17 protein-coding genes and 1 pseudogene are annotated in these 24281 nt (G+C 65.3%); 11 read left to right on the forward strand and 7 right to left on the reverse strand.

Annotated features, from left to right (window positions below):
• Together D458_RS0121025 and D458_RS0121030 are read right to left on the reverse strand one after the other, a co-directional pair.
• Positions 1-978, reverse strand: a complete 978-nt coding sequence (locus D458_RS0121025) for a hypothetical protein (protein WP_160168057.1) — start codon at positions 976-978, stop codon at positions 1-3.
• Positions 885-1373 carry a hypothetical protein gene (locus D458_RS0121030; RefSeq protein ID WP_152521187.1) on the reverse strand — a complete coding sequence of 163 codons (489 nt, stop codon included), beginning with the start codon at positions 1371-1373 and terminating at the stop codon, positions 885-887. The genes D458_RS0121025 and D458_RS0121030 overlap by 94 nt, the downstream gene beginning before the upstream one ends.
• Positions 1374-1738: 365 nt before the next feature.
• On the opposite strand from D458_RS0121030, the gene D458_RS0121035 reads away from it, so the two are divergent.
• Positions 1739-2239, forward strand: a complete 501-nt coding sequence (locus tag D458_RS0121035) for an NUDIX hydrolase (RefSeq protein WP_017588714.1) — start codon at positions 1739-1741, stop codon at positions 2237-2239.
• A gap of 560 nt (positions 2240-2799) precedes the next feature.
• Here D458_RS0121035 and D458_RS0121045 read toward each other — a convergent pair.
• The gene (locus D458_RS0121045) at positions 2800-3066 is read right to left on the reverse strand and encodes a hypothetical protein (protein ID WP_017588716.1); all 267 of its coding nucleotides are present in this window, start codon (positions 3064-3066) and stop codon (positions 2800-2802) included.
• Between the two features lie 63 nt (positions 3067-3129).
• On the opposite strand from D458_RS0121045, the gene D458_RS37045 reads away from it, so the two are divergent.
• Positions 3130-3297, forward strand: a complete 168-nt coding sequence (locus D458_RS37045) for a hypothetical protein (protein ID WP_193374639.1) — start codon at positions 3130-3132, stop codon at positions 3295-3297.
• A gap of 651 nt (positions 3298-3948) precedes the next feature.
• Here D458_RS37045 and D458_RS33850 read toward each other — a convergent pair.
• Positions 3949-4254 (reverse strand): ATP-binding protein, encoded by a 306-nt coding sequence (locus D458_RS33850; protein WP_017588719.1) that lies wholly within the window; start codon positions 4252-4254, stop codon positions 3949-3951.
• A 29-nt stretch (positions 4255-4283) separates the two neighbouring features.
• Positions 4284-4709, reverse strand: a complete 426-nt coding sequence (locus tag D458_RS33855) for a winged helix-turn-helix transcriptional regulator (protein WP_083936373.1) — start codon at positions 4707-4709, stop codon at positions 4284-4286.
• A gap of 195 nt (positions 4710-4904) precedes the next feature.
• On the opposite strand from D458_RS33855, the gene D458_RS0121070 reads away from it, so the two are divergent.
• Positions 4905-5354 carry a DUF1330 domain-containing protein gene (locus D458_RS0121070; protein ID WP_239648019.1) on the forward strand — a complete coding sequence of 150 codons (450 nt, stop codon included), beginning with the start codon at positions 4905-4907 and terminating at the stop codon, positions 5352-5354.
• Between the two features lie 392 nt (positions 5355-5746).
• Here D458_RS0121070 and D458_RS0121075 read toward each other — a convergent pair whose 3' ends face one another.
• Complete coding sequence (locus tag D458_RS0121075; RefSeq protein ID WP_017588722.1) at positions 5747-5995, reverse strand: hypothetical protein; 249 nt, start codon at positions 5993-5995, stop codon at positions 5747-5749.
• Between the two features lie 169 nt (positions 5996-6164).
• On the opposite strand from D458_RS0121075, the gene D458_RS0121080 reads away from it, so the two are divergent.
• From D458_RS0121080 to D458_RS33860, 3 genes and pseudogenes are all read left to right on the forward strand, one after another.
• Positions 6165-6911: a DUF2637 domain-containing protein gene (locus tag D458_RS0121080; RefSeq protein WP_026119539.1), complete on the forward strand. Its 747-nt coding sequence runs from the start codon at positions 6165-6167 to the stop codon at positions 6909-6911.
• 167 nt (positions 6912-7078) lie between these two features.
• Positions 7079-7261: pseudogene (locus tag D458_RS38195) on the forward strand (transposase); the annotation flags it as partial.
• Between the two features lie 16 nt (positions 7262-7277).
• Entirely contained in the window at positions 7278-7919 is a 642-nt protein-coding gene (locus D458_RS33860) for an IS5 family transposase (protein WP_017588724.1), read from the forward strand.
• Positions 7920-8181: 262 nt separating this feature from the next.
• Here the strand turns inward: D458_RS33860 and D458_RS0121090 are convergent, their stop codons facing one another.
• The gene (locus tag D458_RS0121090; RefSeq protein ID WP_239648020.1) at positions 8182-8808 is read right to left on the reverse strand and encodes an SMI1/KNR4 family protein; all 627 of its coding nucleotides are present in this window, start codon (positions 8806-8808) and stop codon (positions 8182-8184) included.
• A 706-nt stretch (positions 8809-9514) separates the two neighbouring features.
• Here D458_RS0121090 and D458_RS0121095 point away from each other — a divergent pair.
• The 5 genes from D458_RS0121095 (at position 9515) to D458_RS0121115 (ending at position 24218) form a co-directional block, all read left to right on the forward strand.
• Positions 9515-13036, forward strand: a complete 3522-nt coding sequence (locus tag D458_RS0121095; RefSeq protein ID WP_026119541.1) for a LamG-like jellyroll fold domain-containing protein — start codon at positions 9515-9517, stop codon at positions 13034-13036.
• Between the two features lie 174 nt (positions 13037-13210).
• Positions 13211-20299 carry an RHS repeat-associated core domain-containing protein gene (locus D458_RS33865; protein WP_017588727.1) on the forward strand — a complete coding sequence of 2363 codons (7089 nt, stop codon included), beginning with the start codon at positions 13211-13213 and terminating at the stop codon, positions 20297-20299.
• Between the two features lie 951 nt (positions 20300-21250).
• A complete protein-coding gene (locus D458_RS33870) occupies positions 21251-22384 on the forward strand; it encodes a tyrosine-type recombinase/integrase (protein ID WP_239648021.1) in 1134 nt (377 codons plus the stop codon).
• Positions 22385-22459: 75 nt separating this feature from the next.
• Positions 22460-22972 (forward strand): hypothetical protein, encoded by a 513-nt coding sequence (locus D458_RS0121110; RefSeq protein ID WP_017588729.1) that lies wholly within the window; start codon positions 22460-22462, stop codon positions 22970-22972.
• Between the two features lie 58 nt (positions 22973-23030).
• Positions 23031-24218, forward strand: coding sequence for an SAVED domain-containing protein (locus tag D458_RS0121115; protein WP_152521189.1), 1188 nt, complete (start codon positions 23031-23033; stop codon positions 24216-24218).
• Positions 24219-24281 lie beyond the last annotated feature (63 nt).

Below are 24281 nucleotides of genomic sequence, written 5' to 3' on the forward strand. Positions count from 1 at the left end.
CTACAGGTCCCAGACAGGACCAGCTGGACCAGGCCCTGGTCCGGCACGAACACCCCGGGCCGGGCGAGGCAGAGTCAGGGTAGAACGCCAACACCTGCGGCCAGGGCTGTTCTGAGAAAAGGCCACGCCAGCGCTCTGGGGCACTGCCGTCACGATATGGCGGCAAGAGGCTGCCCTTCGCAGGGGCTTCGGTGCTTCTGAACCCTGCGAAGGGCACTCGTCACGGGCCTGACCGAGGGGCGGATCGTGCTGTATCGGCCAGTCGGCGGTCAGCTCCTCCACGATCGATACCTCGTTCGGGTCGAACCTGTAGGCGCCCCGCAGGTGATGGGTGGTCCACCAGGCGGAGCTGACGGTGCAGCCGCTTTGCCCGCCCTGGTACATGCGCAGCACCTGCCCGGCTTCGAACCGCGCTCCCTCGGCCTCGGGAGAGTAGCGGTCCACAGCTGCTCGGATCCGCACTCGGGCATGGCGCGCCCAGTCCCTCTCCGCGACCTCCCCGTCGTGGGGGTGGCGCGAGGCGCTCGGGGAGGGCACGTCGGGGGCACCGGGCACGAACGCCACCACCCGCTCGCCGCCCGGGTTCAGCGCGCAGTCGAGCACGCCCTGGCCCCGGTGGGCGGGGCCGGGCAGGAACGTCCACATGTCCGGGCCGGACGTGGCCGCTTCCGAGATCGGCTCTCCGACAACCGTGTGCCAGGTGGACGCGAGCACCCCGGTCACCGCCACCACCGCGAACGCCTCCAACGGCCAGGTGTCGGTGGGGCGCGCACAGCGCAGGACGACGTGCAGATGCTCGGGGGCGCGGGTGGGCAACCGATGGATGCGGGTATGCGCGATGCCCCTGCTGAGGGTGTCCGTGCCCAGGGCGTACGGGTCGTCGATCACCGCGAACACCGGCCGCTCGGCGGTGGGAGCGGCCTCAGCCGGCTCGGCCAGACGGTGTTGGCACTCCTCGGGGTCCTCCACGGCGTCCATGCCGGGGTAGGCGGCCGACGCGCCGGGGCCAGCAGGTGGACGTCGGCCCCGTGAGCGCGGGCCTGGAGAGCCAGATGGCGGCACAGGGCGCGCGATCCGGCGAACCCGGACTCGACCACACCCAGGTGTCCGCCCCGGGCAGGCAGGTCGGCCCACAGAGAACCCTCTCCCCAGGTCAGGCCGAGCAGCAGCCGATTCACGCACCCCTCCGCGGCAACGCGGTCGGCGACATCGGTGACGCGCAGCAGCGCATCGTAGGCGTCGACATCGATGTGCGCCTGGAAGTGGTGGCCGATCACGGACCGGCGGGCCAGGCGGCGCCGGGCGTCGACGTAGGACAACCCTTCGCGGGCGGCCAAGGCTCGGGCGGCATCCTTGAGCTTGTCGTGCGGCACGATGTTCCCCTTCGCGGCCAGGGGCGCCCACACCGTCCCGGGCCTTGGGTATGCCACAGGTGAGGCTCGTCTGCGATGGGGGCTGTGCCTGCCCTTGTCCGGGGGCGCCGCGGTTCCGGTGTGGGCGGGTGTGCGGCTCGGAGCGGGCCCTCGCCGGGGCCCGGACCCAAGGGTGGGCGAGGGTGGGAGGATCCGCACGGGGTATTCAGTGTTCGGGCGGCGTCCCGTCAGGGGCAGGCGGCTGGGGGAGGCCTGGAGCCGCTCCAGCAGGCGCCGACTGCGCTCATCGGTCTGGCAGCGCACGGACTGCGACGGACCTGTGTGATCAGACCTCCCAGAACCGCTGAGGCCTCTAAGTTGAGGGCATGGGCTTTGACTACCTCTGGCACGGCGACCAGCACCCCCCGACAGACCTGCCCATCACCCAGGTCTACGGGTATGTCTTTGACGCCCAGGGGCGGGTGGTGATCCTCCAGAACGCGGGTAGGTGGAACACGCCCGGTGGGACACCTGAGCCCGAGATTGATCGGGATTCTGTTGCCACGCTGGTGCGTGAGGTGTGGGAGGAAGTCCAGGTCCGTTTCGAGGACCCCGTGTATCTGGGGTATCAGAGCGTGGGTGAGGACGGCGGGCCGCCACTGCGTGCCCAGCTTCGGATGGCCGCCCGTCTGGTCGAGGTAGGAGAGCGCGCCCCTGACCCGGACAACGGTCGTGTGCACGTCCGACACCGGTGTTCTCTGTCCGAGGCCGAGCGCCTGCTCGGCTGGGGTGCGCCAGCACGGCAGCAGTTCAAGTGCGCTGCGCAGGTGGCTGTGCAGCGGTGGCGGCTTCCTGTGCACGTTCCGGCCCCTGCGGTGACCGACTGAACACCCTCTTCGCTCCGGAAGCCTTGGCCCCGGGCGAGGCAGCCGGTGTGCGCGTGTTGCGCGGTGCACTCCCCGGGATGTCCACCGCGGTGGACATCACCCGCGCCGAGGAACGCCACACCCACCTGTGAGTGACCAGCCGCCACTGTCGCCACCAAAGACCGATCACAGTTCACCGGAGGCCGGGCGGCAGGTGCATGCGCCCCGGCTCTGGCCGGCCTTCGCGATCGTCTCTTCCAGGCGGGTGAACAGCTCCTGACGCCGCGCGGCAAAGGGGGTGCCGAAGTCGCCATGCGCCTGGCGCAGTAGGTGGCCATGAAGCGCACATCGATACCGTTGGGGTCTTCAAGGACGAGTGTGACGCCGGTGTCGCCTGCCAGCAATGCATCATCGCAACCAGCGGTACCGAAGACCACCTTTGAACAGCGCTGATGCAGGGGGTCAGTGCATGGCCACCGCTCAGCGCTCGAGCTCCCACGGCCGGTGCCCGGTGCGGTGGCACACCAGGGTGATCAGCAGCGGTTGCCCGGCTCGCTCCTCCTGCCCCAAGGCCGGGTCGGTCACCCATGCGGGTGCGGGAGTGCGTTGCAGGGCCAGATGCACCGGGGAGCGGGGCGCACCCGTTCGGCCTGGGCGGTGCCGTGGCCGGTGACATCGGCCGTGGAGACAACGAACCGGAAGGGGTCCCACACCTGGGCGTCGAGCTCCTGCTGCGTTGGGCCGCCGGTGATGACCGGATGCCGGCCGGGGAGCGGGTCGGCGATGGTGACCTCCACCCGATCCAGGCCCTCCAGGCCCGCTGGGCCGGTCAGGGTCAGGATGAGCACCGCGCGCCCCGGGCCCTGGGCCTGCGCATTCCTCGTCAGACGAGCATTACTTACGATGCGAGTGTGATGCTGAAACAGGTACTCAGAGTGCTCGAATCCCGGTGGGCGGGGAGCGTCAGCGCTCTGACCGAGGGGGAACGTAGTCACCTCTTCGTGATGGCGCCCATGCTCGAAGAGCAGGACCGTGAAGAGATCAGTGACGAACTCTCCTCGGAGCCCACCGGGAGCTGATCTCCCCAATATCTCCCATCCGGGAGATCAGCCCTTCAGTCAAAAGAATCAGAGCGACTTTCTGACCTGTGATGATGTGGGTGAGTCGTGCTCGTGTGGTCTCTGCGGCACCTGTGCGTGTCCGAGCGGTTTCAGTCCGTCGGAGCGGGCTCGGGCCGGCGCCGTCGAGCGGCGCCCAGGACGTTGAAGAACACGTTGAGCAGCAGCGCCGAGGCGGTTGCGGTGACGATGCCCGAGTGCAGGATCATCGTCGCCCACTCGGGAAGCCGGAGAAATCGGGTCAGCCGGGCCGTTGGCGGCGAACGTCGCGGTGGCCGATCCCAAGATGTGGTGGCGCGTCATTCATCTCTGGCTGTCTTTCGCGCTGATCGGTGCGTACGAGTTCATGCGCGAGTTCCACACGGAGGCCGAGAGCGTACGCAGAAGAGGAGCAGATGCCTACCGGCGGCGGATCCGAAGAGGCATCGGAGACACCCGACACGACGGTTGCCGACAACGAGAGCTACCAGAGCTACCTCCATGTCGTGCCCACACCGAGCACCCATGCCTCAAGCAGAGACTCCTGGACTGAGGATGCATGTCAACGTCGTTTGAAAGCTGATCCCCTGGCGACGTCTGAATTCCTCTCGAATTGCCTGCTAACGGGCACTCTCATCCGACGCAGGAGCACGCCCCCATGTCCCGTTCCTTGAGCCGGTAGATGTCGCCCTTGAGCGCGATCACCTCCGCATGATGCACCAACCGGTCGATCATCGCCGCGGCCACCGTGCCGTCCCCGAAAACCTCACCCCACCGCCCGAACGGCTTGTTCGAGGTCACGATCAACGACGCCCGCTCATACCGGTTCGAGACCAGCTGGAAGAACAGGTTCGCCGCCTCAGGCTCGCAGGGGACGCAGTCGACCTCATCGATGATCAGCCGCGGATACCGCGCCAACCTGACCAGATTGGCTTCCAACCGCCCCGCCTCCGGTCTGAGCCGGGGCGTCAGTCCGCGGAGCCCCTCTCCGGCGTCCCATCACCCACGGTGTTCGGATGTGAGACGCGGCTGGCGGACTGGTCGTCGGTGTGGTCCGCCCCTTGTGGGTCGATCGTGGCCGCCCAGCGTTCCGACCAGCGGGCGAGGGGGTGCAGGGCTTGGCGCGCTTCCTGTCCCATCGGGGTGAGCTCGTAGCGGCTGTCCGGTAGCTGGTGAATCACCTGGGCATCCAGCAGTTCGGTCAGGCGCTGCCGCATCACGCTGGAGGACATGTCGTCGCACCGCTTCTGCAAGGGGCGGAATCCAAGCGGACCCGCACGAAGTTCCCACAGGACGCGCAGACTCCACCGCCGTCCGAACAGATCGAGTGCGGCCATGAGGGGGCGGCCGGTGGTCGAGCCGCGAACAGGGTTGCCAGGTCTGGGTGTTGCCATGTCGAGATGTCCAGTTCTCCAGGATTGACGCTTCGAATTCCGACACGCTAGCGTCGGTGACCGCTTCGGAAATCAAAACGAAGGGGCTGTTGTGGAACCTGCCCCGGCGACCTGGGTGACAGGCGTTCCTGAAGGCCCGGGTCGACAGAGGCGAGACCGGCCGGGAGGACCGGTACATGCGCAAGGTGCCCCGGCATGGGTGACCACATCGACAGCCCATCCACCATCACAGCGACCGTTCACCGCGACCGCACGGGACACCGGCCCCATCGGCTCGCTGCCCCGCAGCGCGCCGGCCATGGATCTGAGCAAGCTTCTGAGCATCAATTCCGAACACAGGAGGTAATTGTGGCCAAGGGCTACTGGGTCAGTGTCTACCCCACCATCACAGATCCTGAGAGGCTTGCTGCCTACAACGAACTGGCTGGTCTGGCTGTCAAAGCCGCAGGTGGGCGGGTGCTCGCCAGTATCGGCAGCCGGGTCGTCGCACACGAAGCCGGAATCGCCGAGCGCGTCGTCCTGATCGAGTTCGACAGCTTCGGACAGGCGGTCGCCGCATACGAGAGTGCGGTCTACCAGAAGGCGCTGGCCGAACTCCCCGACGGCTTCGAGCGCGACTTCCGCATCATCGAAGGCCTCGACTGACGATCGAGGCTGCGTCGGCGACGAACACCTAACCGACTGCTGGGATCACCCCGGCTCGTCCGCGCGCCGCACCGTCGCGAACAGCGCCAGGCCAGTGGCATCGGCAGTGATGTTCAGTCCGGCGACGGTTCCCGGCGGAGCGGCGGCTCGAACGTCGGCCTCGATGTCGGTGGGGTGCGTTCGACGAGGGGGCCTTGACACAGCACCCAGAATCTTAACTACACGGCATTGGGGATAACCGGGCTGGATCCAGTGAGCTGATCTCCCAAATATCTCCCATCCGGGAGATCAGCCCTTCAGCTAAAAAATCAGAGCAACCTTCTGACCTGTGATGATGTCGGTGAGTCAAGCTCGTGTGGTCTCTGCGGCACCTGTGCCTGTCCCGAGCGGTTTCAGTCCGTCGGAGCGGGCTCGGACCGGCGCCGTCGAGCGGCGCCCAGGACGTTGAAGAACACGTTGAGCAGCAGCGCCGAGGCGGTCGCGGTGACGATGCCCGAGTGCAGGATCATCGTCGCCCACTCCGGGAAACCGGAGAAGAAGTCCGATGAGGCGATCGACAGGACGCCGAACCCGAGCGAGACCGCCACGATGACCAGGTTCTGGTAGTACCGGGCCCTGCGGTGATCTGCGATAACCCGCATCTGTCCAGGTCAGAGGGTTCCATTGAGGGATCTTCGCGACGGTTGGGAGCCGGTGGGGGACGTTCGTATCTCCCAAGAATCTCCCAGTGGTGGTGGGAGACGGCCGTCTCCCACCACTCACACCAGCGGCTCCGCTGCTGTGAAGGTCTCTCGATCACACACGAAATGAGTGATCGTGATGGAGCCTTCCCGTTGGTCACGAACGGTGACCATCGCCGCTGTGCTGATGCTCGCGGGTATCGCCGCGGTGGTGTCCTACTCGCACATGTACGAACTCGCCCTGCGCCACGGCGAACCCCCGTGGAGAGCCGCCCTGTTCCCGCTCTCGGTCGACGGCATGATCGTGGGCGCCTCCATGACCCTGCTCAGCGACGCCCGCCACGGACGCAAGGGCGGTCTGTTGCCGTGGGGACTGTTGATCATCGGCTCGGCCGCGTCCTTGGCGGCGAACGTGGCGGTCGCCGACCCCACGATGTGGTCGCGGATCATCCATGCCTGGCCGTCGTTCGCGTTGATCGGTGCGTACGAGTTGCTCATGAGGGAGTTCCGCACGGCGGCGCGGGGCGTACGCACTGCGTACGCAGACGATGAGCAAGGCCCTGCTGAGATCACAGGTGCAGAGTTCGTCAACACACAGCGGGGAACTGCATCTGAGGTGACAGAAGCTCCTGACCTCCAATTCGTGGATGACGTGGATGGAATGGGGAACGAAAAGGCCTTGACGCCATTTCAGGCCCGAGCTTGGCAGTGGGCGTTGGAGCGAGAACGTGAGACTGGAAAGCTACCGACGGGGGCACAGATCGCTGAGTGCTTCTACCGTAAGGAACGTTGGGGAAGATTGGTGAAGGAACGCGGGCTTCGGACGCGGGATGACACCCTCGAAAAGTTTTCTTCTACGCTATCTGAGCGTCACTAGCAGCCGTGCGCAAAGGAAGCACCGGATTCGGCGCGCCGGAACGATCGATCTTTTAACTCAGCTGGCTGGGACCTTCAAGTAATCAGCTCTGAGAGCGTGTTTGAGAAGGGGTAACGGTCCGGGCACTTCGCCCGCGCTGCTGTCGTCAGGCCGCGAGCATGGCCACCATGGCGCGACGCCCGACCTACCCCTCTGAGCTGACCGATGACCAGTGGGGCCTGATCGAGCCCCTGCTCCCACCGGCCAACACCGGCGGCCGACCCGGGAAGCACCCCCGCCGCGATGTAGTGGACGCGATCTTGTACGTGGTGCGCACCGGCTGCTCCTGGCGGCACCTGTCCGTGGACTTCCCGCCCTGGCAGAGGCGTGTACTGGTACTTCTCCCTCTGGGAGGAAGCCACGGTCACCGAGCAGGTCATGGCCGTGCTGCGCCGCCGGCTGCGCAGCGCGCAAGGACGCGGGGGCGAGCCCTCGGCCGGGATCATCGACTCCCGGAGCACGAAGGGTGCCGCCACCGTCGGCCAGCGGACCAGGGGCTATGACGCGGGCAAGAAGGTCAACGGCCGTAAGGGGTTCATCGTCACCGACACCCTGGGGCTGTTGCTGGTGGTGTGCGTGATGGCTGCCTCGGTTCAGGACCGGGACGGGGCCAGGACCATCCTGTTGAGCCTGTACCTGACCGCGCCGGTGCGGTTCGTGTTCGCTGACGCGGGGTTCGCTGGAAAGCTGGTGGCCTGGGCCGAGGGGTTCGTGGGAACGACTGTGCACATCGTGCGCAAGGCTCCCGGCCAGGTGGGGTTCGCGGTGATCCCGCGGCGGTGGGTGGTGGAGCGCTCGCTGGCGTGGTTGACCAATCACCGGCGTCTGGCCAGGGACTACGAGCGTGACCCCGCGGTGTCTGAGGCCATGGTGCGCTGGGCCGCGAGTGGCCAGATGGCCCGCCGTCTCGCACGAGGACAAGATTCCGTCCGCCAGCGTGCCTGGACGGGCCAGGATCTCATTTCCTGACCCTTCTCAAACACGCTCTGAGGCCTCTTTTGGTTGGCGAGAAGCATCGGATTAGAAGTCCGATGCTTTCGTGCCTGTACGTGCCACAGGGTGCCGTTTCATCCCAATCCATCCGATCACTGCTGTCGTTTCGTGTCAAGGGATGCCGCCCGATGACCTCCCGGTCCAGAACTGCGGAGCACGAACGGAGCACGCAGCTCTCGGACGAGTCCGATGGTGCGTTGGGTGTTTCCCGCGAGGACACGGCCCGTCATCGCCGTTCCTACTTCTTCCTCTGGAAGCGCTGGCGGGGGAGTACCTCAGACGTGGCGACCCAGCCGAGGTACCAGTCCGTGAAGCTGATCCTTGTCTGTGGTGTGCCCAGGGGGCGGAAACCTCCCTCGGCCGGAAAGCCGTCGACCCACATGTTTCCGCGCTCGGCTCCGGTCATGACGAGCCAGTGGAAGTGGTCGCAGCCCTCGTGGCTCAGGCACACGGCCCCCTCCGCGAGCCTGTTGAAGAGGTCGTCGTCGGCGCCCCGCCACTCGCGGTACGCGGCGTCGAACGCCTCCTGCGTCGCGAAACCAGCCCGGTCCGGTTCCCTGTCCTCATGCTCGGCCAAGAGGCGTTCCCGTTCCTGGGCCGTGGGGAAGGGAACGGACAAGGTGGCGTGTCGGGTCGAGGGCCCTTCCCCGATCCATGCCCACCCGGTTGCTGTTCTGCGCAGGGTGCTGAGCCCGTACCCGGGGCCCGCTCCGCCAGCGCCGACCTCCAGGAGGAACCCGCGGTAGTCGTCAGGCAGCGAGACACCCCACTGCATCTCCGCCTCAGCCACCTCCGCCTCTGAGAGCGGAACGGCGAGTGGCAGGCTGCGTCCGTTGGCTCCGTACTGATCCCGCGCTCCGGGCACGTCGTGCTCCCGGGCCGCAGGAGCAAGGGCTTGGACCCGCTCACAGACACGGCTCCATCTTGTTGTCCTCACGGGCTGAAGCGTAGATCAAGGGATGGACGCTGATGCAGGGCTGCCGGAGGTCGAGGCCAGCGACGTGTCGCGAACTGGGCGCTGGGCGAGCAGGGGAGCCCTGGCCACGTGTAACCGTTGGCTGGGGATCGTGATTCTAGGTCGCCGTGTCTGTGCGGGAACGAGCTTGCTTAGAACGCTGGTGGCAGGGGGTGAGGGAACCCATCATGTCGTTCCGGCAGGCCACGGCGGAAGCCGAGGCGTATGTGGCTGAAGAGAAATGGCCCCGTCTCGGTTCCACATGGGCTGGCCGATAGTAAAGCAATCTCCGGACCGCAGCCTTACAAAGCTGTGAACTGGGAATTCATGGCCTTCAGTGTCGGCCACGACTCTGAGCCTGTTGACTCGGAAGCGTTCTAAACCTCAAGCCTTTGGCCTTTCGTGGCCACAGGCCAATCGGGCGCCTACCCAGCGTTATAGCTGCTGTTCAAGACAGCTGGGCATCTCCGGAGTGATGTGCATCTCTCCGGGTTTGTTTGTTTTGTCCTGCTAACTTCCCTTCCGGTTCCAGGACATCGACCGGGGCCAGCCCGACCCCGGGCTGAGCAATTCCCCACTCGGTCATCCCCTACCTGGGTCTAGAGAGCACTCCGCCATGCCCCGCGCCGTGTGTACAGCGACCGCCGCTGCCCTGTCAGCCGTGTTGCTCGCCCCCTTCCTGTACTCGAGCGCCCACGCGCATGAGGAGCCCGGGCCGCCTCCTGGTGAGGGTTCGGTCTCCACCGCGGAGCTGTCTGAGCAGGCCGCCCTCACCGAGGCGAGCCAGACCGGTGAACCGGTGGAGATCGCCGGGGCCACCACCGAGACCACCCGCCATCTGGCCAACCCCGACGGCAGCTTCACGATGGAGCAGAACGCCCATCCGGTCCGGGTGCGTGAAGGTGACGGGTGGACCCCTGTGGACACCGATCTGGTGGTCGACTCCCAAGGCCGGGTGCGCCCCAAAGCCGTGGTGGCCGACATCGTCTTCTCCGGTGGCGGGGACGGTGCGCTGGCGAGCATCGGTTTGGGCTCCAACTTGGTGGAGTTGGGCTGGCACGAGGACCTGCCCGCACCGGTGCTCGAAGGCGACCAGGCCACCTACCCCGACGTGCTACCCGACGTGGACCTGGTGCTGACCGCCGGGGTCGACGGGTTCGGGCAGGTACTGGTGGTGCACACCCCTGAAGCAGCCCAGCACGAGAAGCTCGCCGACCTGGAACTGGGTTTGGCCACCCAGGGCGTGAGCATGCGCCTGGGTGAGCACGGCAACCTGGACGCCATCGGCGACAGGGGCCAGGAGAGCGTGTTCAGCGCCGTGGCACCGGCCATGTGGGACTCCTCGGGGGAGGAGGAGATGGCCGAGGACGCCACCCTCATGGCGCCGACCGGTGCCCGCACCGCTCTGCTGGACGTGGATCTGACCCCGGACAGGATTCGCCTGGTCCCGGACGCGGCGATGCTCGCCGACGAAACCACCCAGTACCCGGTCTACATCGACCCCTCAGTCGCGGTCAGCCGGGTCGGGCGCACTTACGTCAACCGCAACTACCCCACCCAGTCGTACTGGAACTACGCCACCTCCCACACCCCCGGCGTGGGCTACGAACCAAACGAGACCAGCACCAAGCGGGCGTTCTGGCGGTTCAGCATCGACTCGCGCACCAAGAACGCTGACATCACCCGGGCCACCTTCCGAGCCAAGGTCACCCACGCCTACGGGTGCACCAACGCCCAGGTGCAGTTGTGGCGCACCAACGCCATCACCTCCAACACCACCTGGAACTCCCAGAACTCGTCCTCGTTCTGGAACACCAGGCTCGACACCCGCACCATCAACGCCGGACGCGCCAACTGCCCCGGCGGTGCCTCTCCGACGGTGGAGTTCAACGCGACCACCGGCTACCTGTGGAGCCGCGACGCCGGACACGCCACCACCACCGTGGGGTTGCGCGGCAACGAGACGCGCTCGAGCAGCAACTGGGACTGGCGGCGCTTCGCCTCCAACCCCACCCTGCAGGTGGACTACAACAACCCGCCTGAGATTCCCACCCGGGTTTCGGACTCCCACGGCGGCGAATGCGCCACCGACCCCGACAACCCGCGGCTGATTAACCAGACCCGTCCCACCTTCACCGCCTATGTGCGCGACCGCGACTCCACCTCCGCCAACCGGCAGAAGGTCAAGACCCGCTTCGCCTGGTGGGTCGACGGCCAGCGCCTGGGGGATGTGGACACCTCAATGACCGACATCGCCGTGTGGTCCTCCGGCTCCTTCCAGTCAGTACGCTCGGGCACTCTGCCTGAGAACGTGCTGATCACCTACCGGGCCAACGCCAACGACGGCATCTCCTGGTCGGGCTGGTCCACCCGCTGCTACCTCATGGTCAGTACCGATCGCCCCGAGCAGGGACCCGAGGTCACCTCCACCGATTACCCGGCCGGCGACGTCTTCCACGGTTCCCCGGGGCTGCCGGGCGAGTTCACTTTCTCCAACAACGGTGTCGAAGGCGCCACCGGTTACAAGTACGCCCTCAACGACGACTCCTGCGTCACCGAGGTCGAGCCCGACACCCCCGGTGGATCGGTGACCCTCACCCTCACCCCCCGTCTGGAAGGCCCCAACCGGATCTACGCCCGCACCGTGGACGCCTTCGGTAACTCCTCCGACTGCGTACTGGCCTACACCTTCCTGGTCGCACCCCCCAGCGACCCCGTCGCCCACCTGGCCTTCAACGAAGGCCAGGGCGACCGCGCCTCCGACGCCATCGACCCCGAACGCGGCGCCACCCTCACCGAAGGCGTCGACTGGGTCCGCGGCCGCGTCGGCACCGTCGAAAACCCCGACACCAACCCCACCCCCCGCCTGAACGGCACCGCCGTCCACACCAGCGGCTACACCGACGGCGACCCCGGACCCTACGACCAGATCAACGCCGACTACCCGGCCGTAGACACCTCCGGCACCTTCTCGGTCTCGGCCTGGGTCAAGCTCGACCGCGCCCACGCCCACCACACCGCGGTGGCCCAGGAAGGCGAGGAACAGAGCGCCTTCCACCTGGGCTACCAGGGCAACACCGGCGAGTGGGTGTTCAAGATGTCCCCCGAGGACCAGTACTGGGACGGCTCCCGCGAATGGGCCGTCGTCACCTCCTCCGCCCCGGCCGAAACAGGGGTCTGGACCCACCTGGTGGGTACTCACGACTCCCAGACCGGTGAGCTGGTCCTGTACGTGGACGGCATCCGCCAAGGCAGGGCCACCCACACCGGCCCCTGGGAGGCCACCGGCCCCCTGACCGTGGGCCGCGCCCTCTTCCAAGGGGCAGCGAACTACTACTGGCCCGGAGCCGTCGACGACGTCAAGGTCTGGGACCGCCTGGTCCTGGACCAGACCGTCACCGACGCCGAACAGCACTCCGAAGTGTGGAAACTGGCCAACCGCCCCCTGGCCCCCGAAGGACGCTGGGCGCTGGACGAATACCAGGGCACCACCGTGGCCGACTCCACCGACCACAGCCTGCACGCCACCCTGCACGCCGACCCCGACACCGCCTGGGACCTGGCCGAGAACGACGTCACCTTCTCACCCGGCGTCCGACTCAACGGCGACGACGAGTACATCCAAGCCACCGGCCCAGCGATCCGCACCGACCGCAGCTTCACCACCGCCGCCTGGGTGCGCCTGGACGAGACCGGCCAGGGCGTCAACACCTCCGCTCTGAGCCAAGCCGGCCAGTACCAGAGCGGCTTCCATTTGGGCTACCAGGGCTCCAACGGCAACTGGACCTTCAAAATGGCCCCCCACGACGACGCCCCCACCGACGGCTCGGCCGGATGGACCTACGCCTACTCCACCACCCCCGCCCGGCTGGGCGAGTGGGCCCACCTGGCCGGGGTCTACGACCACACCAGCGGCCAACTCGTCCTGTACGTCAACGGATTCGAAGAATCCCGCGTGAGCGTCGACCATGCCTGGCACGCCGACGGCCCAGTGCGCATCGGCAGCGGACAGCACCGCGGTAACAACACCTATTTCTGGACCGGCGACCTCGACGACGCCCACACCTACCAAGGGGTGCTCAACGAACGCGAGCTCTCCCAGATCTACGCCGGAGAGATCCCCGTCCCGCGACTGTGATCTCGCGTTCCACCCTCGCCCCTGTTCTCCCCCTGATCGTCACCCCGCCCCGCAAGGCGGGGTGACAGGAGGCTTGCTGTGATTCCGCGCAGTGACACCCCTGACCCTGTTTCTACCTCTGCTGCTTCGACCAAGCCTGGTCCGATCCGTCGTGGCGTTACCTACGCGGTGGCCATGGTCATGGTCGCCGGGCTGCTGAACACGCTCCCGGCCTCGGCCACCGCGTTCAACCCCCGCCCGGAGGTGGAAGAACAGCCTTCGGTCGAGGGCAGTAACGCGGTCGCCCAAGCCCTGGAGCAGGACAACGCGGTCGCCGAGGCCGCAGTGACCGCTCCGGCGAAGGTGGCCTGGCCCGAAGCCACCAGCATCGACGTCGACCTTGACCAGAGTGCGGCTCGCACCCTCAGCGCGCAGGAGAACGCGCTGGTCACGGTGGAGGCCGTGACCGGTGAGGAGTTCGAGGACTGGGAAGTTCCCGAGCACTGGCAGGAAGTGCTGGAGGAAGAGGCCGCCAGCGAACTGCAGGAGCAGGCGGCCGAAGAACAGGTCGAGGAAGAGGTACTCGACGAGACGGTCGACGAAACGGTCGACGAAACCGCAGAGGAAGCCACTCCCGAAGAGGACCTTGAGGCCACCGCGGTAGACGAAGAGGCCGCTGACAGCGAGAACGGGTCAGCCACCGCACGGGAACCAGAACCCTCCGAGGCTGAGGAAAGCACCCCCGACGAAGAAGCGCAGACCCTCGCAGCACCCGCGCAGGTCGAGCCGATCGAGGTCTCCGAACCCGAACCGGTCACCTCAGTCCAGATCGAGGTCCTGGACCAGGACCAGGCCGAGCAGATCGGGGTCAACGGCCTGCTGCTGCGGGTGAGTCGCACCGACGACTCACCCACCATCGCGCCGGTCGAACTCGATATCGACTACTCCGACTTCGCCGAGGCCTTCGGCGGCGACTACGCCTCCCGGCTGACCATGGTCGAGATCGACGAGTGCGTGCTCGACGACTCCTGCGACACCGGCGACACCGTCAGCTACGACTCAGCCGAGCTGTTGGCCAACGACACCCACGAACAGCAGGTCACCGCTCGGGTGAGCGCCGCACCTCAAGGCGCCCTGATGGCGCTGGCCGCCGCCCCGGGCGGCGGCAACGGCGACTACGCGGCCACCCAGCTCTCGGCCGCCTCCAGCTGGAACGTCAACAACCAGTCCGGTGACTTCTCCTGGTCCTACGACTTCACCACCCCACCCGCCCCCAGCAGCCTCAACCCCGCCATCGGGCTGGGCTATTCCTCCGGAGGCGTGGACGGGCGCATCGCCACCTCCAACAACCAGACCTCCTGGATCGGTGACGGGTTCGCCTACGCCCCCGGCGCGATCGAACGCCGCTACTCCGCCTGCGTGGACTCCGGCCACGAGACCGGCGACCTGTGCTGGAACACCGACAACGTCACCCTTTCCATGACCGGCCACTCCGGTGCCCTGATCAAGGACGACGACGGTACCTACCGGCTCTCCAACGACGACGGCACCAAGGTCGAGCGCCTCACCGGCGCCAACAACGGCGCCCATAACGGCGAGTACTGGAAGGTCACCACCCCCGACGGCACCCAGTACTTCTTCGGCCAAAACCGCCTGCCCGGCTGGTCCAGCGGCGACCCCGAAACCAAATCAGCGCAGACCCTCCCGATCTACGCCACCAAGTCCGGCCAGCCCTGCTACAACGCCACCTTCTCCCAGTCCTGGTGCCAGCAGGCCAACAAGTGGAATCTCGACCACGTCGTGGACGTGCACGGCAACGTCATGACGTTCTACTACGACGCCGAGACCAACCACTACGGCCGCAACCTCACCAACACCGCCACCCCCTACGTGCGCGCCGCCAACGTCAAGCGCATCGAGTACGGGCTGCGCAGCGACGACGTCTACGCCACCGCCCCGGCCCGGGTGATCTTCTCCTCCTCCGAACGCTGCCTGGTCACCTCCTCCTTCGACTGCGCCGCCGACAAGCGCACCTCGGGCAACGCCAAGCACTGGCCTGACGTGCCGCTGGACCAGGACTGCAAGTCGGGCCAGTCCTGCGCCGGACGCCATTCGCCGACCTTCTGGTCCACCAAGAAGCTCGACGCCATCACCACCCAGATCCGGGTCGGCGGCTCCTACACCGACGTGGACACCTGGAAGCTGGAGCACTCCTTCCCCGAGGCTGGCGACGGCACCGGGCCCACCCTGTGGCTGGACTCCATCGAGCACGTGGGCAAGGTCGGCGGGACCGAAGCGATGCCCAAGATCAGCTTCGCGGGCACCCAGATGCCCAACCGGGTCGACTCACCCACCGATGACATCGCCCCGATGCTGCGCTGGCGCATTACCTCGATCTACACCGAGTCCGGCGGCCAGTTCGACATCACCTACTCCCAACCCGAGTGCGAACCCGGCAAAACACCCAAGCCGCACGAGAACACCAAACGCTGCTACCCGGTGCTGTGGACCCCCGAGGGAGGGGTGGAGCTGACCGACTGGTTCCACAAGTACGTGGTCACCGAGGTCAACGAAGTCGACCTGGTCTCAGACCAGCCCACGTTGACCACCAGCTACGACTACGTCGGAACCCCCGCCTGGCGGTACACCGAGGCCGACGGCATGGTCAAGGACAAGTACCGCACCTGGGCCGACTGGCGCGGTTACGACCGCGTCATCGTGCGCACCGGCCACGAGGGTGAGGAACGCACCGAGACCGAGTACCTGTACTTCCAGGGCATGCACGAGGACAAACAGCCCTCAGGCAAACGTTCGGTATCCATCACCGACTCCAGCGGTGAGGAACACACCGACCACAAGGAACTCAGCGGTGCCCTACTGGAAACCATCACCCGTGATGGTGAGGGCGGCCAGGACATCTCCCGTGAGATCGACACCCCTTGGCTGAAGAAGACCGCCGAGGTCAAACACAGTTGGGGTAGTCAGACCGCGCACATGGTTCGGACCGAACAGGTGAACAGCTATGTGCGCCTAGCCGACGGAACCTGGCGCCACGCACGGCTGGACCACACCTTCAACGACGACGGTGCTATCACCCGTACGCGTGACCACGGTGACGTGGGTGTGACCGGCGATGAGAAATGTGTCCACACCACCTACGTCAACAACACCGACGCACACATCCTCAACCTCGTTTCCCGTGCCGAGACCCTCGCCGTCGACTGTGGGGACACCCCGAACCGACCCGAAGACGTCATCACCGACGAACGGGTCGCGTATGACGGTGGCGATCCCGGCGACACCCCTACCCATGGGCTGCCCACCAGCACTCAGAAACTCGACTCCTACTCCAATGGTGAACCCGTCTACCAGACGGTCGACCAGACTGAGTTTGACACTTTCGGCAACACTGTCAAAGAGATCAATACGGCTGGTCGGGTGACCACCACCGAGTACGGTTTCACCGCCTCCGGGCTGCCGGAGTCAGTCACTGAGACCAACCCCCTGGGTCACAGCACCACCACCACGGTCGACCCCGCCCGTGGGCTCCCGGTTTCGGAGACCGATGCCAACGGCCGCACCATGAACATGGCCTACGACCCACTCGGCCGTGTCACATCGGTATGGCTGCCCGACCGCGACCCGGCCACGGACACCCCCACCGCGAAGTTCGAGTACCACGTCCGCCAGGACGGGCCTACCTCGATCACCACGCACACCCTGCAAAGTTCGACCGAATACGTCACCGGCCACGAGATCTTCGACGCCTTCCTACGGCCGCGCCAGACCCAGAGCCCCGCACCCGGTGGTGGCCGACTGGTCACCGACACCTTCCATGACACCCGCGGCCAGGTCGTCAAGGAACGCGCTCCGTACTACAACGCCGAGGAACCCACCGACACGCTATTCGTCGTCGCCAACGACGCCGAGATCCCCCGCCAAGGCGTCACTGTCTATGACGGCGTCGGCCGAGTCACTGACAACCTTCATGTCGCGTTCGGTGAGGAGCGTTGGCGCACCAGTACCGAACACCACGGGGACCGTACCCTGATCACCCCGCCCGACGGGGGCACGGCCGTCACCTCCATCGTTGACGTCCAAGGACGCCTGACCGAGGTACGAACTCACCACGGAGGCACACCCGAGGGCGACTACGACGCCATCGCCTACACCTACGCCAAGAACGACCAGCTGGCGACGGTGACCGACCCTGAGGGCAACGTCTGGCAATACACCTATGACATGCGCGGTCGCCTGGTGCGCACCGATGATCCCATCAGCGGTGCCACCACGATGGGCTACAACGAGCTCGACCAGCTGGTGACCACCTCTGACGCGCGTGGTCAGACTTTGGCCTATGGATATGACGAGATCGGCCGTCAAGTCGGGCTCTACGAGGACTCGTCGCAAGGCGAGAAGCGGGCCGAGTGGGTCTACGACACCCTCGCCAAGGGGCACCTGACCTCGTCCACTCGCTACACCGACGGGGAGCCCTACACCACGCGTGTGGTGCGCTACGACCAGTTCTACCGGCCCACCACCACCGAGATTCGCATTCCCGACAGCGAAGCGATGCTGTCCGGGCGATACCGCTTCTCCACCCAGTACAACTTCGACGGCTCGGTCCGAGCCCTGACCCTGCCCGCTGCCGGTGGCCTTGGGCAGGAAACCATCGCCTACAGCTACAACGAGTTGGGCATGCCCACTCACATGTCGTCGAGGCTCGACGACTACGTGACCGACACCGTCTACAGCAACACCGGTGAACTGCGTCAGATCGCCCTGGACACCGGAGTCTCTGCCGCCCACACCACGTGGATGACCTGGGACTACGACACCGCCACCGGAAGGCTCGCGGAGACCACGCTGGTGCCCGAACGCGGCATCACCGGCTCCCTGGTGCACCAGCACTACACCTACGACGACGCGGGCAACGTCCTCAACCTGCGCGACGAACCCACCGCCGACCACCTCCAGACGGACGTGCAGTGCTTCAGCTACGACCACATGCGACGCATGACCGGGGTCTGGACCCCCGATGCCAGCGGCGAACAGGCTTGCGCTGCTGAACCCACCGCGAGTGCTCTGGGCGGCGCGGCCCCCTACTGGCACGAATACACCTACGACACTCTGGGCAACCGCGAAACCGAGGTCCAGCACGGTGGACCCGGCGGTGACATCACCCGCACCTACACCCACGGCGGCGCAGCCGGTGTGGCGCCCCAGGCACTGACCCAGGTGGAGGAGTCCGGCCCTGCGGGGGACCGGTTGGAGACCTACTCCTACGACGAGGCCGGCAACATGATCGGCCGCACCACGGCCTCCCGCGACCAGGAACTGGAGTGGGATGTCGAGGGCAACCTGGCCCAGGTCACCGAAGAGGACGGGTCCCAGACCTCCTACACCTATGACGCCGACGGTCAGCGCCTGATCCGGGAGGACCCGACCTCCACCACCCTGTATCTACCGGGTATGGAACTGCGCCTGGACAAGGAAGACCTGGTCCAGGAGGCGACCCGGTTCTACTCCCATGCAGGCCAGACGGTCGCGGTCCGCCAGAACGACGGCACCCTGACATGGATGCACGCCGACCACCACGGCACCGGGCAAGTCGCGGTCAATGCTCGGACCGGTGAGGAGACCCGCCGGTACACGACGGCGTTCGGTGTCGATCGCGAAAGCCACGGAGAATGGCCCTCCGACCGCGGTTTTGTGGGCGGCACTATCGATGCCTCCACCGGGCTGACCCAGCTTGGGGCGCGCGCCTACGATGCGGATCTCGGTCGATTCATCTCGGTGGATCCGATTATGGACGTGACCGACCATCAGCAGATGCACGGTTACGTTTATTCGAACAACAACCCGGTGACCTTCACTGACCCCACTGGATTGTTCTGGGCGGGTGAGTCGGGATCAAGATACGCTACTTCTCGAATTTCTCCTGCTGCGCAATTGGTGCATGACAGGTGGTTGTACAACCAGCAGCACAACAACCGTAACAACCCCGTTGCTCTCCAAAAAGCGACGGAGCGATACAACCAAAATGTCAGAGGCGGATTCAGAAGCACGTCCACCGGGTCCCGTGGTGGCGGGACGACGTATCAGAGCCAGAAAGGGCCCTCGCAGGCCTATCTGAACGCGCAGCGTGAGAAGGAAGAGGCTCAGCGGAAGCTGGTCGCCGCTGCGACGGGTCTAGCGAAGTTGGTCGCGGACGAGCTGGGAATCACAGCTGGTCTGGAGTGTTTCACCACTGGAGATTTGGGTGCATGTGGTGAGACCGCGCTGAACGTCGCGATGATGTTCGTGGGCGGTTTGCCGGCCAAACTCGCTGCGAAGTACGGGCTGCGGTGGGGTAAAGCAGCGGAGTTGGGTCGGCGGATCTCCGCGCTCGGCGGTGACCTGATTGATGGCATCAAGGACCTGAACAAGGCCAACAAGAAGATGCAGGCGAGCTGCCCGATTGGGAACAGTTTCGTCCCTGGCACGGCTGTGGTGATGGCTGATGGTTCCACCAAGCCCATCGAGGACGTCGATATCGGTGAGAAGGTCCTGGCGACTGACCCGGAAACAGGGGAGCAGTCAGCTCGGACGGTCCTGGCCACCATCATCGGTTCTGGTGCCAAGAGCCTAGTGCAGATCACCATCGACCCGACGAGCGAACGCGATGTCCCTGAAGGGGATGGGGCTGGTTCGGGTGAGGAGTCTGAGGGTGTTCCGGGGCCGGTAGTGGCCGGGGACGTGATCATGGCGACCGATGGTCACCCGTTCTGGGTTCCGGATCTGGGCCTGTGGGTGGACGCGATCGATCTCGCCCCGGGCATGTGGCTGCAGACCTCCTCGGGCACTTGGGTTCAGGTGTCCGCGGTTCAGCCCTGGACTCAGAGCGCGACGGTCCATAACCTGACCGTGCAGGGCGTCCACACCTACCACGTGGCTACTGGTTCACTGGACGTTCTCGCTCATAACTGTAAAGTAACCATCTCAGATGGGGCAATTGATCATGCATGGAACAAGCACAGGGCTGGAGGTGAATATCACAATGAAGGAAGAACTGAGAACGTCCTATCTTCAGAGATTGCAGATAAGGGACAGTTTAGGGGATTGGTGGAGTCGGTGGCGGAAAATGGGAGTAGATCTGAGCGTTCCAGTAGTGACCCTCGGGAGGGCTACTATCTCGACCAGTCGTTTGATGAGCCAGAAATTGGCCTAAATGGACAAAATGGGCTTAGGCTGTTCATTAAGGGTGACAATTTCACCTCCGTGGCTCCTCGGTATATGTACTAGAGAACTTTTTGGACGCATGGTAATAAAATTCGATTTTGATGTAGACGAAGGAGATTTCTCTTGGTCCCCACTGTGGAGTCCAGTTGGGCTCGACGGGCGGAAAAGTTCCTGGGCTGAAGTTGGCAGAAGTCGGATCGTCCATGATTTCTTTCGGGCCGATATTAAATTCTCCGCCGGTGGGGTTGATTTTGGCCCGAGGGGGGGTGCGTACCCGTTAGTTGAGTATCTACTGATGTTAGAGCTGGCATGCAAGGAGTTGCAAGTCCATCGAGGGTCTCAGGTGGAAGCGTCTGATATGTCATTTCGAATGTATTTCATCATCATTGAGGGCGATGTGATGATGTCATCCGATTTGACCAAAGAGGTCTCCCGAGTGTCGATGTGGAAATATCACACTTCGGTGGATGGTGCAATTGGAGAGGTTAGGAGGAAAATCTTTTCAATTCACCCAGAGTGTAGAAATAATGATTTCTGGGGTGGGTTGGAAAAGAATCGATGTAGGGGTAATCATTGACGGACCTTGCCTGGTCAGGGGCACGCAGAGCTCCAACAAAGTTAGGGCGATGGGGATGTGACCTGCATCTTCGTAGTGTTTGGTATCGAGGTTGCTGGAGGCTGTGGCTCGTGCCGGGATCGCCTCCCGTCACTCACCTTCTTTTCCCCCCGGGGGTGAGACTGGGGTTGGAGGTGGTGATGATGTTCGGTTCGGGTTCGGTGTTCAAGCGGTGCGGGTGCCGGGTGGTCGGTACCTCGAGAAGGCTCGGGGGTGGTTGTCCGCGGTTGCGGTGTCGTGGGCATGGGAGCTGGTACTTCTCGCTCGATTCGGAGCGGTCCGAGGGTGGTCGGTGTCGGGTCCGGCGGGGCGGGTTCGCTTCCCGTGAGGCCGCGCGTGCGGCGTTGCGCAGGGCCCGAGGCGATGAGGCGGGACCTGCGGAGCCGGTGGTGTGGACGGTGGCGGCCTGGTTGCAGCACTGGCTGGACGGGCGCAGCAGGTTGCGGGCGCGCACCCGGGTGAGCTATCAGGAGCACATCGACCGCTTCCTGATCCCGCATCTGGGTGAGGCGGTGTTGGAGGAGTTGACGCCCGCCCGGGTACAGCGCGCCTTCGAAGGCATCGCCGCACACATCACACCCCGGGGCCAGCAGGTGGCTGCGGCGACGGTGCAGCGGGTGCGGGCCACGTTGCGCGCGGCGTTGAACACCGCCGTAAGGGAGCGGTTGCTCCGGTCCAACCCGGCGAACGGGCTCCGGCTGGAGGGCGGGCAGAGTGCGCGACCGGTGGTGTGGACCGAGCAGGCCGTCGCCAACTGGCGCAGTAGCGGTGTGCGGCCGTCGGTGTCGGTGTGGATGGTGGAGCAGACCCGCGCTTTTCTGGACCACGTGTCTCAGGACCGGTTGTACGCGCTGTTCCACCTGGCGGTGATGACCGGGCTGCGCCGGGGCGAGGTCGTGGGGTTGCGGTCGGCTGACGTCGACCTGGAGCGGGGGGCGGTGCGGGTGGTGCGTCAGCTCCAGGCCCACCGCGGGCAGGGGTTGGTGGAGGTGGCACCCAAGAGCGCGGCGAGCCGTCGCACGTTGATGGTGGACCACACCACGGTTGCGGTGCTGCGCCGCCACTGGTGGCGTCAACAACAGGAGGAGGCCGAGGACCACGGCCGGGTGTGGGACCGGGGCGGGTATGTGTTCACGGCGGTGGAGGGCGGGGTGTTGGCGACGGAGCGGCTCTCGCGTCTGTTTCGGAAGCTGAACACCTCCAGCGGATTGCCGCCGGTGCGGTTGCACGATCTACGGCACGGGGCCGCGACGTTGGCGTTGGCGGCCGGGGTGGAGCTGAAGGTGGTGCAGGCGATGCTGGGGCACGCCAGCATCGTGCTGACCGCAGACACCTATGCCAGTGTGGTGCCGCAGGTGGCGCGCGAGGCAGCGGAACGCACGGCGTCGCTGGTGTTGCGGGATGCGGGCCGGGTTCGTCGCCAGGTGCGGGGCAGGGCTGGTCGGCGGAGTGGGGTGCTGGTCCCACCCGGGCTCCACCGTGGACCCACCACAGGGACGCCGAGGCTGGCCCATGTTCAGAGATGGCTGTGACCTGGGGTTTTGTGGCGTACCCGGCAGGATTCGAAGCTGCGACCGTCGGATTAGAAGCGGTTCCTGCTGTGGGAATTGCAGGCTCTGTTCGACAACGACGGCCTGCTCACCACCGACGAGGTGGCCATTGCCGCCGCCGGCCTGGCCTATGACGAGTACCTGGACACCGGTGCCTACATCTGTCAGCCCCGCCGCTCCTTCCGGGACGGGTTGACCCACATGGGTTTCTACGCTCAGCAGGCCAACCAGCCCGAGGTCGCCCGTATCGAAGCCCGCGAGGACCGGGTGCCCTTCACCTATGTCGAGGCCGACCGGAGTGAGGCCAACGGTGGAATTGATGCCCGTATCGGGGCTGTGATTTGCGGTGCCCTGGACGCGGGAGTACTGGAGGAGGGCGAGGAGTACATGGTGTTCCTGCTCTCCGGCTCAGAGGTTGCTGCGACCGTGGTGTTGGAAGCGCCGGTGGTCAACAACAAAGTGACAGCTTCTGGTCGTCCATGGGCATGGACGATGAGCCAGGGCTACGTGTCCTTGGCCAAGCTGTGCATGCCCGGAGCGCGCAGAGCCAGCGACTTGGAGAGGCTCTGAGCTTTCTGCTGACCCAGGCGGGAAGCAGATTGTCGGTACCAGCGGTTACCGTTCGGACATGGGCAAATCGGGGCCGAGCGAGGTCCGCCGTAAAGACATCGGTGACACCACGTACCGGAACGTCTGGGTCAGGGCAGCCGGACGTTGTGTCCTTTGCTCGACCTACCTCCTAGACACGAGATTCCACTACCGCTCGGCTAAAGCGGTCGGCGAGGTCGCACACAACGTCGGTGCCACCGACACAGCGGGATCCCCGAGGGGTAAGAGTGCCCTGACACTCGAGCAGCGTGCAGCGGAGGACAACCTCCTCTTGCTCTGCCACTCCTGTCACAAGGCGATCGACGATCCCGCGAACGTAGAGATGTTCACCCAAGAGTGGCTCTTGGCCCGGAAGCTCGAACATGAGCTCCGTGTCCACCGGGTCACGAACTTCGCGACACTGCAGAAGACGCTTGTTCTCGCCAACCGAGGTGTGCTCCGTGGAGCTCCCATCTCCGTGACCGACCGGCAAATCACTGAGGCACTTGTAGACGCAGGTCTCGTCGCGTATGTGAGAGACGGTTGGCGCACTGACGTCGTTATCGAGCTCGACGACGACCCGTCAGCCCCTTACACATGGGAGCGCGGGTGCTACCTGATCGATCAGGGAATCGAGAAACTGGAGACGGGAATCAAGCAAGGCGGGATAGACCACGTCTCCGTGTTCGCGCTCACGTACATACCGTGGCTCGTCTACCTTGGCTCCCGACTGGACGACACTCTCACAGTGAAGATCTTCGATCACGACCGTAAGGGGCGAGACCGGGCTTGGTGCTGGAAACAGCCGACAAGATCCCCGGTTTCCTTCGGGTCGATCATCGCAACCCTTGAGCCAGAGGCCGCCGAAGAGGTCGTCGCGGTCCTCAACGTTTCTGGGACGGTCAAGACTTCCCGCGTCCCCAGGAACCTCACGGATCTACCCGTCATCGAGCTCCGGCCAGATGAGGAGACCCCCCGAGCCGGGCTCATCGAGACGGAGGTGGATCTCGACGCCGCGGCGGAGGCCTGGATCGGGCTGTTGGCGAAAGTGGAGGAAAGGTGGCCTAACGCGCGTATTCTCCATGTGATCGGTCCTATCCCGGCGAGCCTTGCGGTGCGTGTTGGTATGCACCGGATGAGAAGTGCCCAGGCTGAACTCATCGTCTACCACCTCGACGGTGATGCCTACCATCCTGCCCCAGCCATCACTGACACGAACAACTTGTAGGACTGAGGAATTAAATGAAATCGATCAAATACTTCAACAAATTCCTATATGACACGGTCAACC

The organism is Nocardiopsis ganjiahuensis DSM 45031 (genome assembly GCF_000341085.1).
GTDB lineage: Bacteria > Actinomycetota > Actinomycetes > Streptosporangiales > Streptosporangiaceae > Nocardiopsis > Nocardiopsis ganjiahuensis.

Excerpts from the sequence above, each read along its gene's own strand:
- D458_RS0121025 (WP_160168057.1), bottom strand. The coding sequence starts at position 978 with ATGGACGCCGTGGAGGACCCCGAGGAGTGCCAACACCGTCTGGCCGAG.
- D458_RS0121035 (WP_017588714.1), top strand. The coding sequence starts at position 1,739 with ATGGGCTTTGACTACCTCTGGCACGGCGACCAGCACCCCCCGACAGAC.
- D458_RS33855 (WP_083936373.1), bottom strand. The coding sequence starts at position 4,709 with ATGGCAACACCCAGACCTGGCAACCCTGTTCGCGGCTCGACCACCGGC.
- D458_RS0121070 (WP_239648019.1), top strand. The coding sequence starts at position 4,905 with ATGGGTGACCACATCGACAGCCCATCCACCATCACAGCGACCGTTCAC.
- D458_RS0121075 (WP_017588722.1), bottom strand. The coding sequence starts at position 5,995 with ATGCGGGTTATCGCAGATCACCGCAGGGCCCGGTACTACCAGAACCTG.
- D458_RS0121095 (WP_026119541.1), top strand. The coding sequence starts at position 9,515 with ATGCCCCGCGCCGTGTGTACAGCGACCGCCGCTGCCCTGTCAGCCGTG.
- D458_RS33865 (WP_017588727.1), top strand. The coding sequence starts at position 13,211 with ATGGTCATGGTCGCCGGGCTGCTGAACACGCTCCCGGCCTCGGCCACC.
- D458_RS0121115 (WP_152521189.1), top strand. The coding sequence starts at position 23,031 with ATGGGCAAATCGGGGCCGAGCGAGGTCCGCCGTAAAGACATCGGTGAC.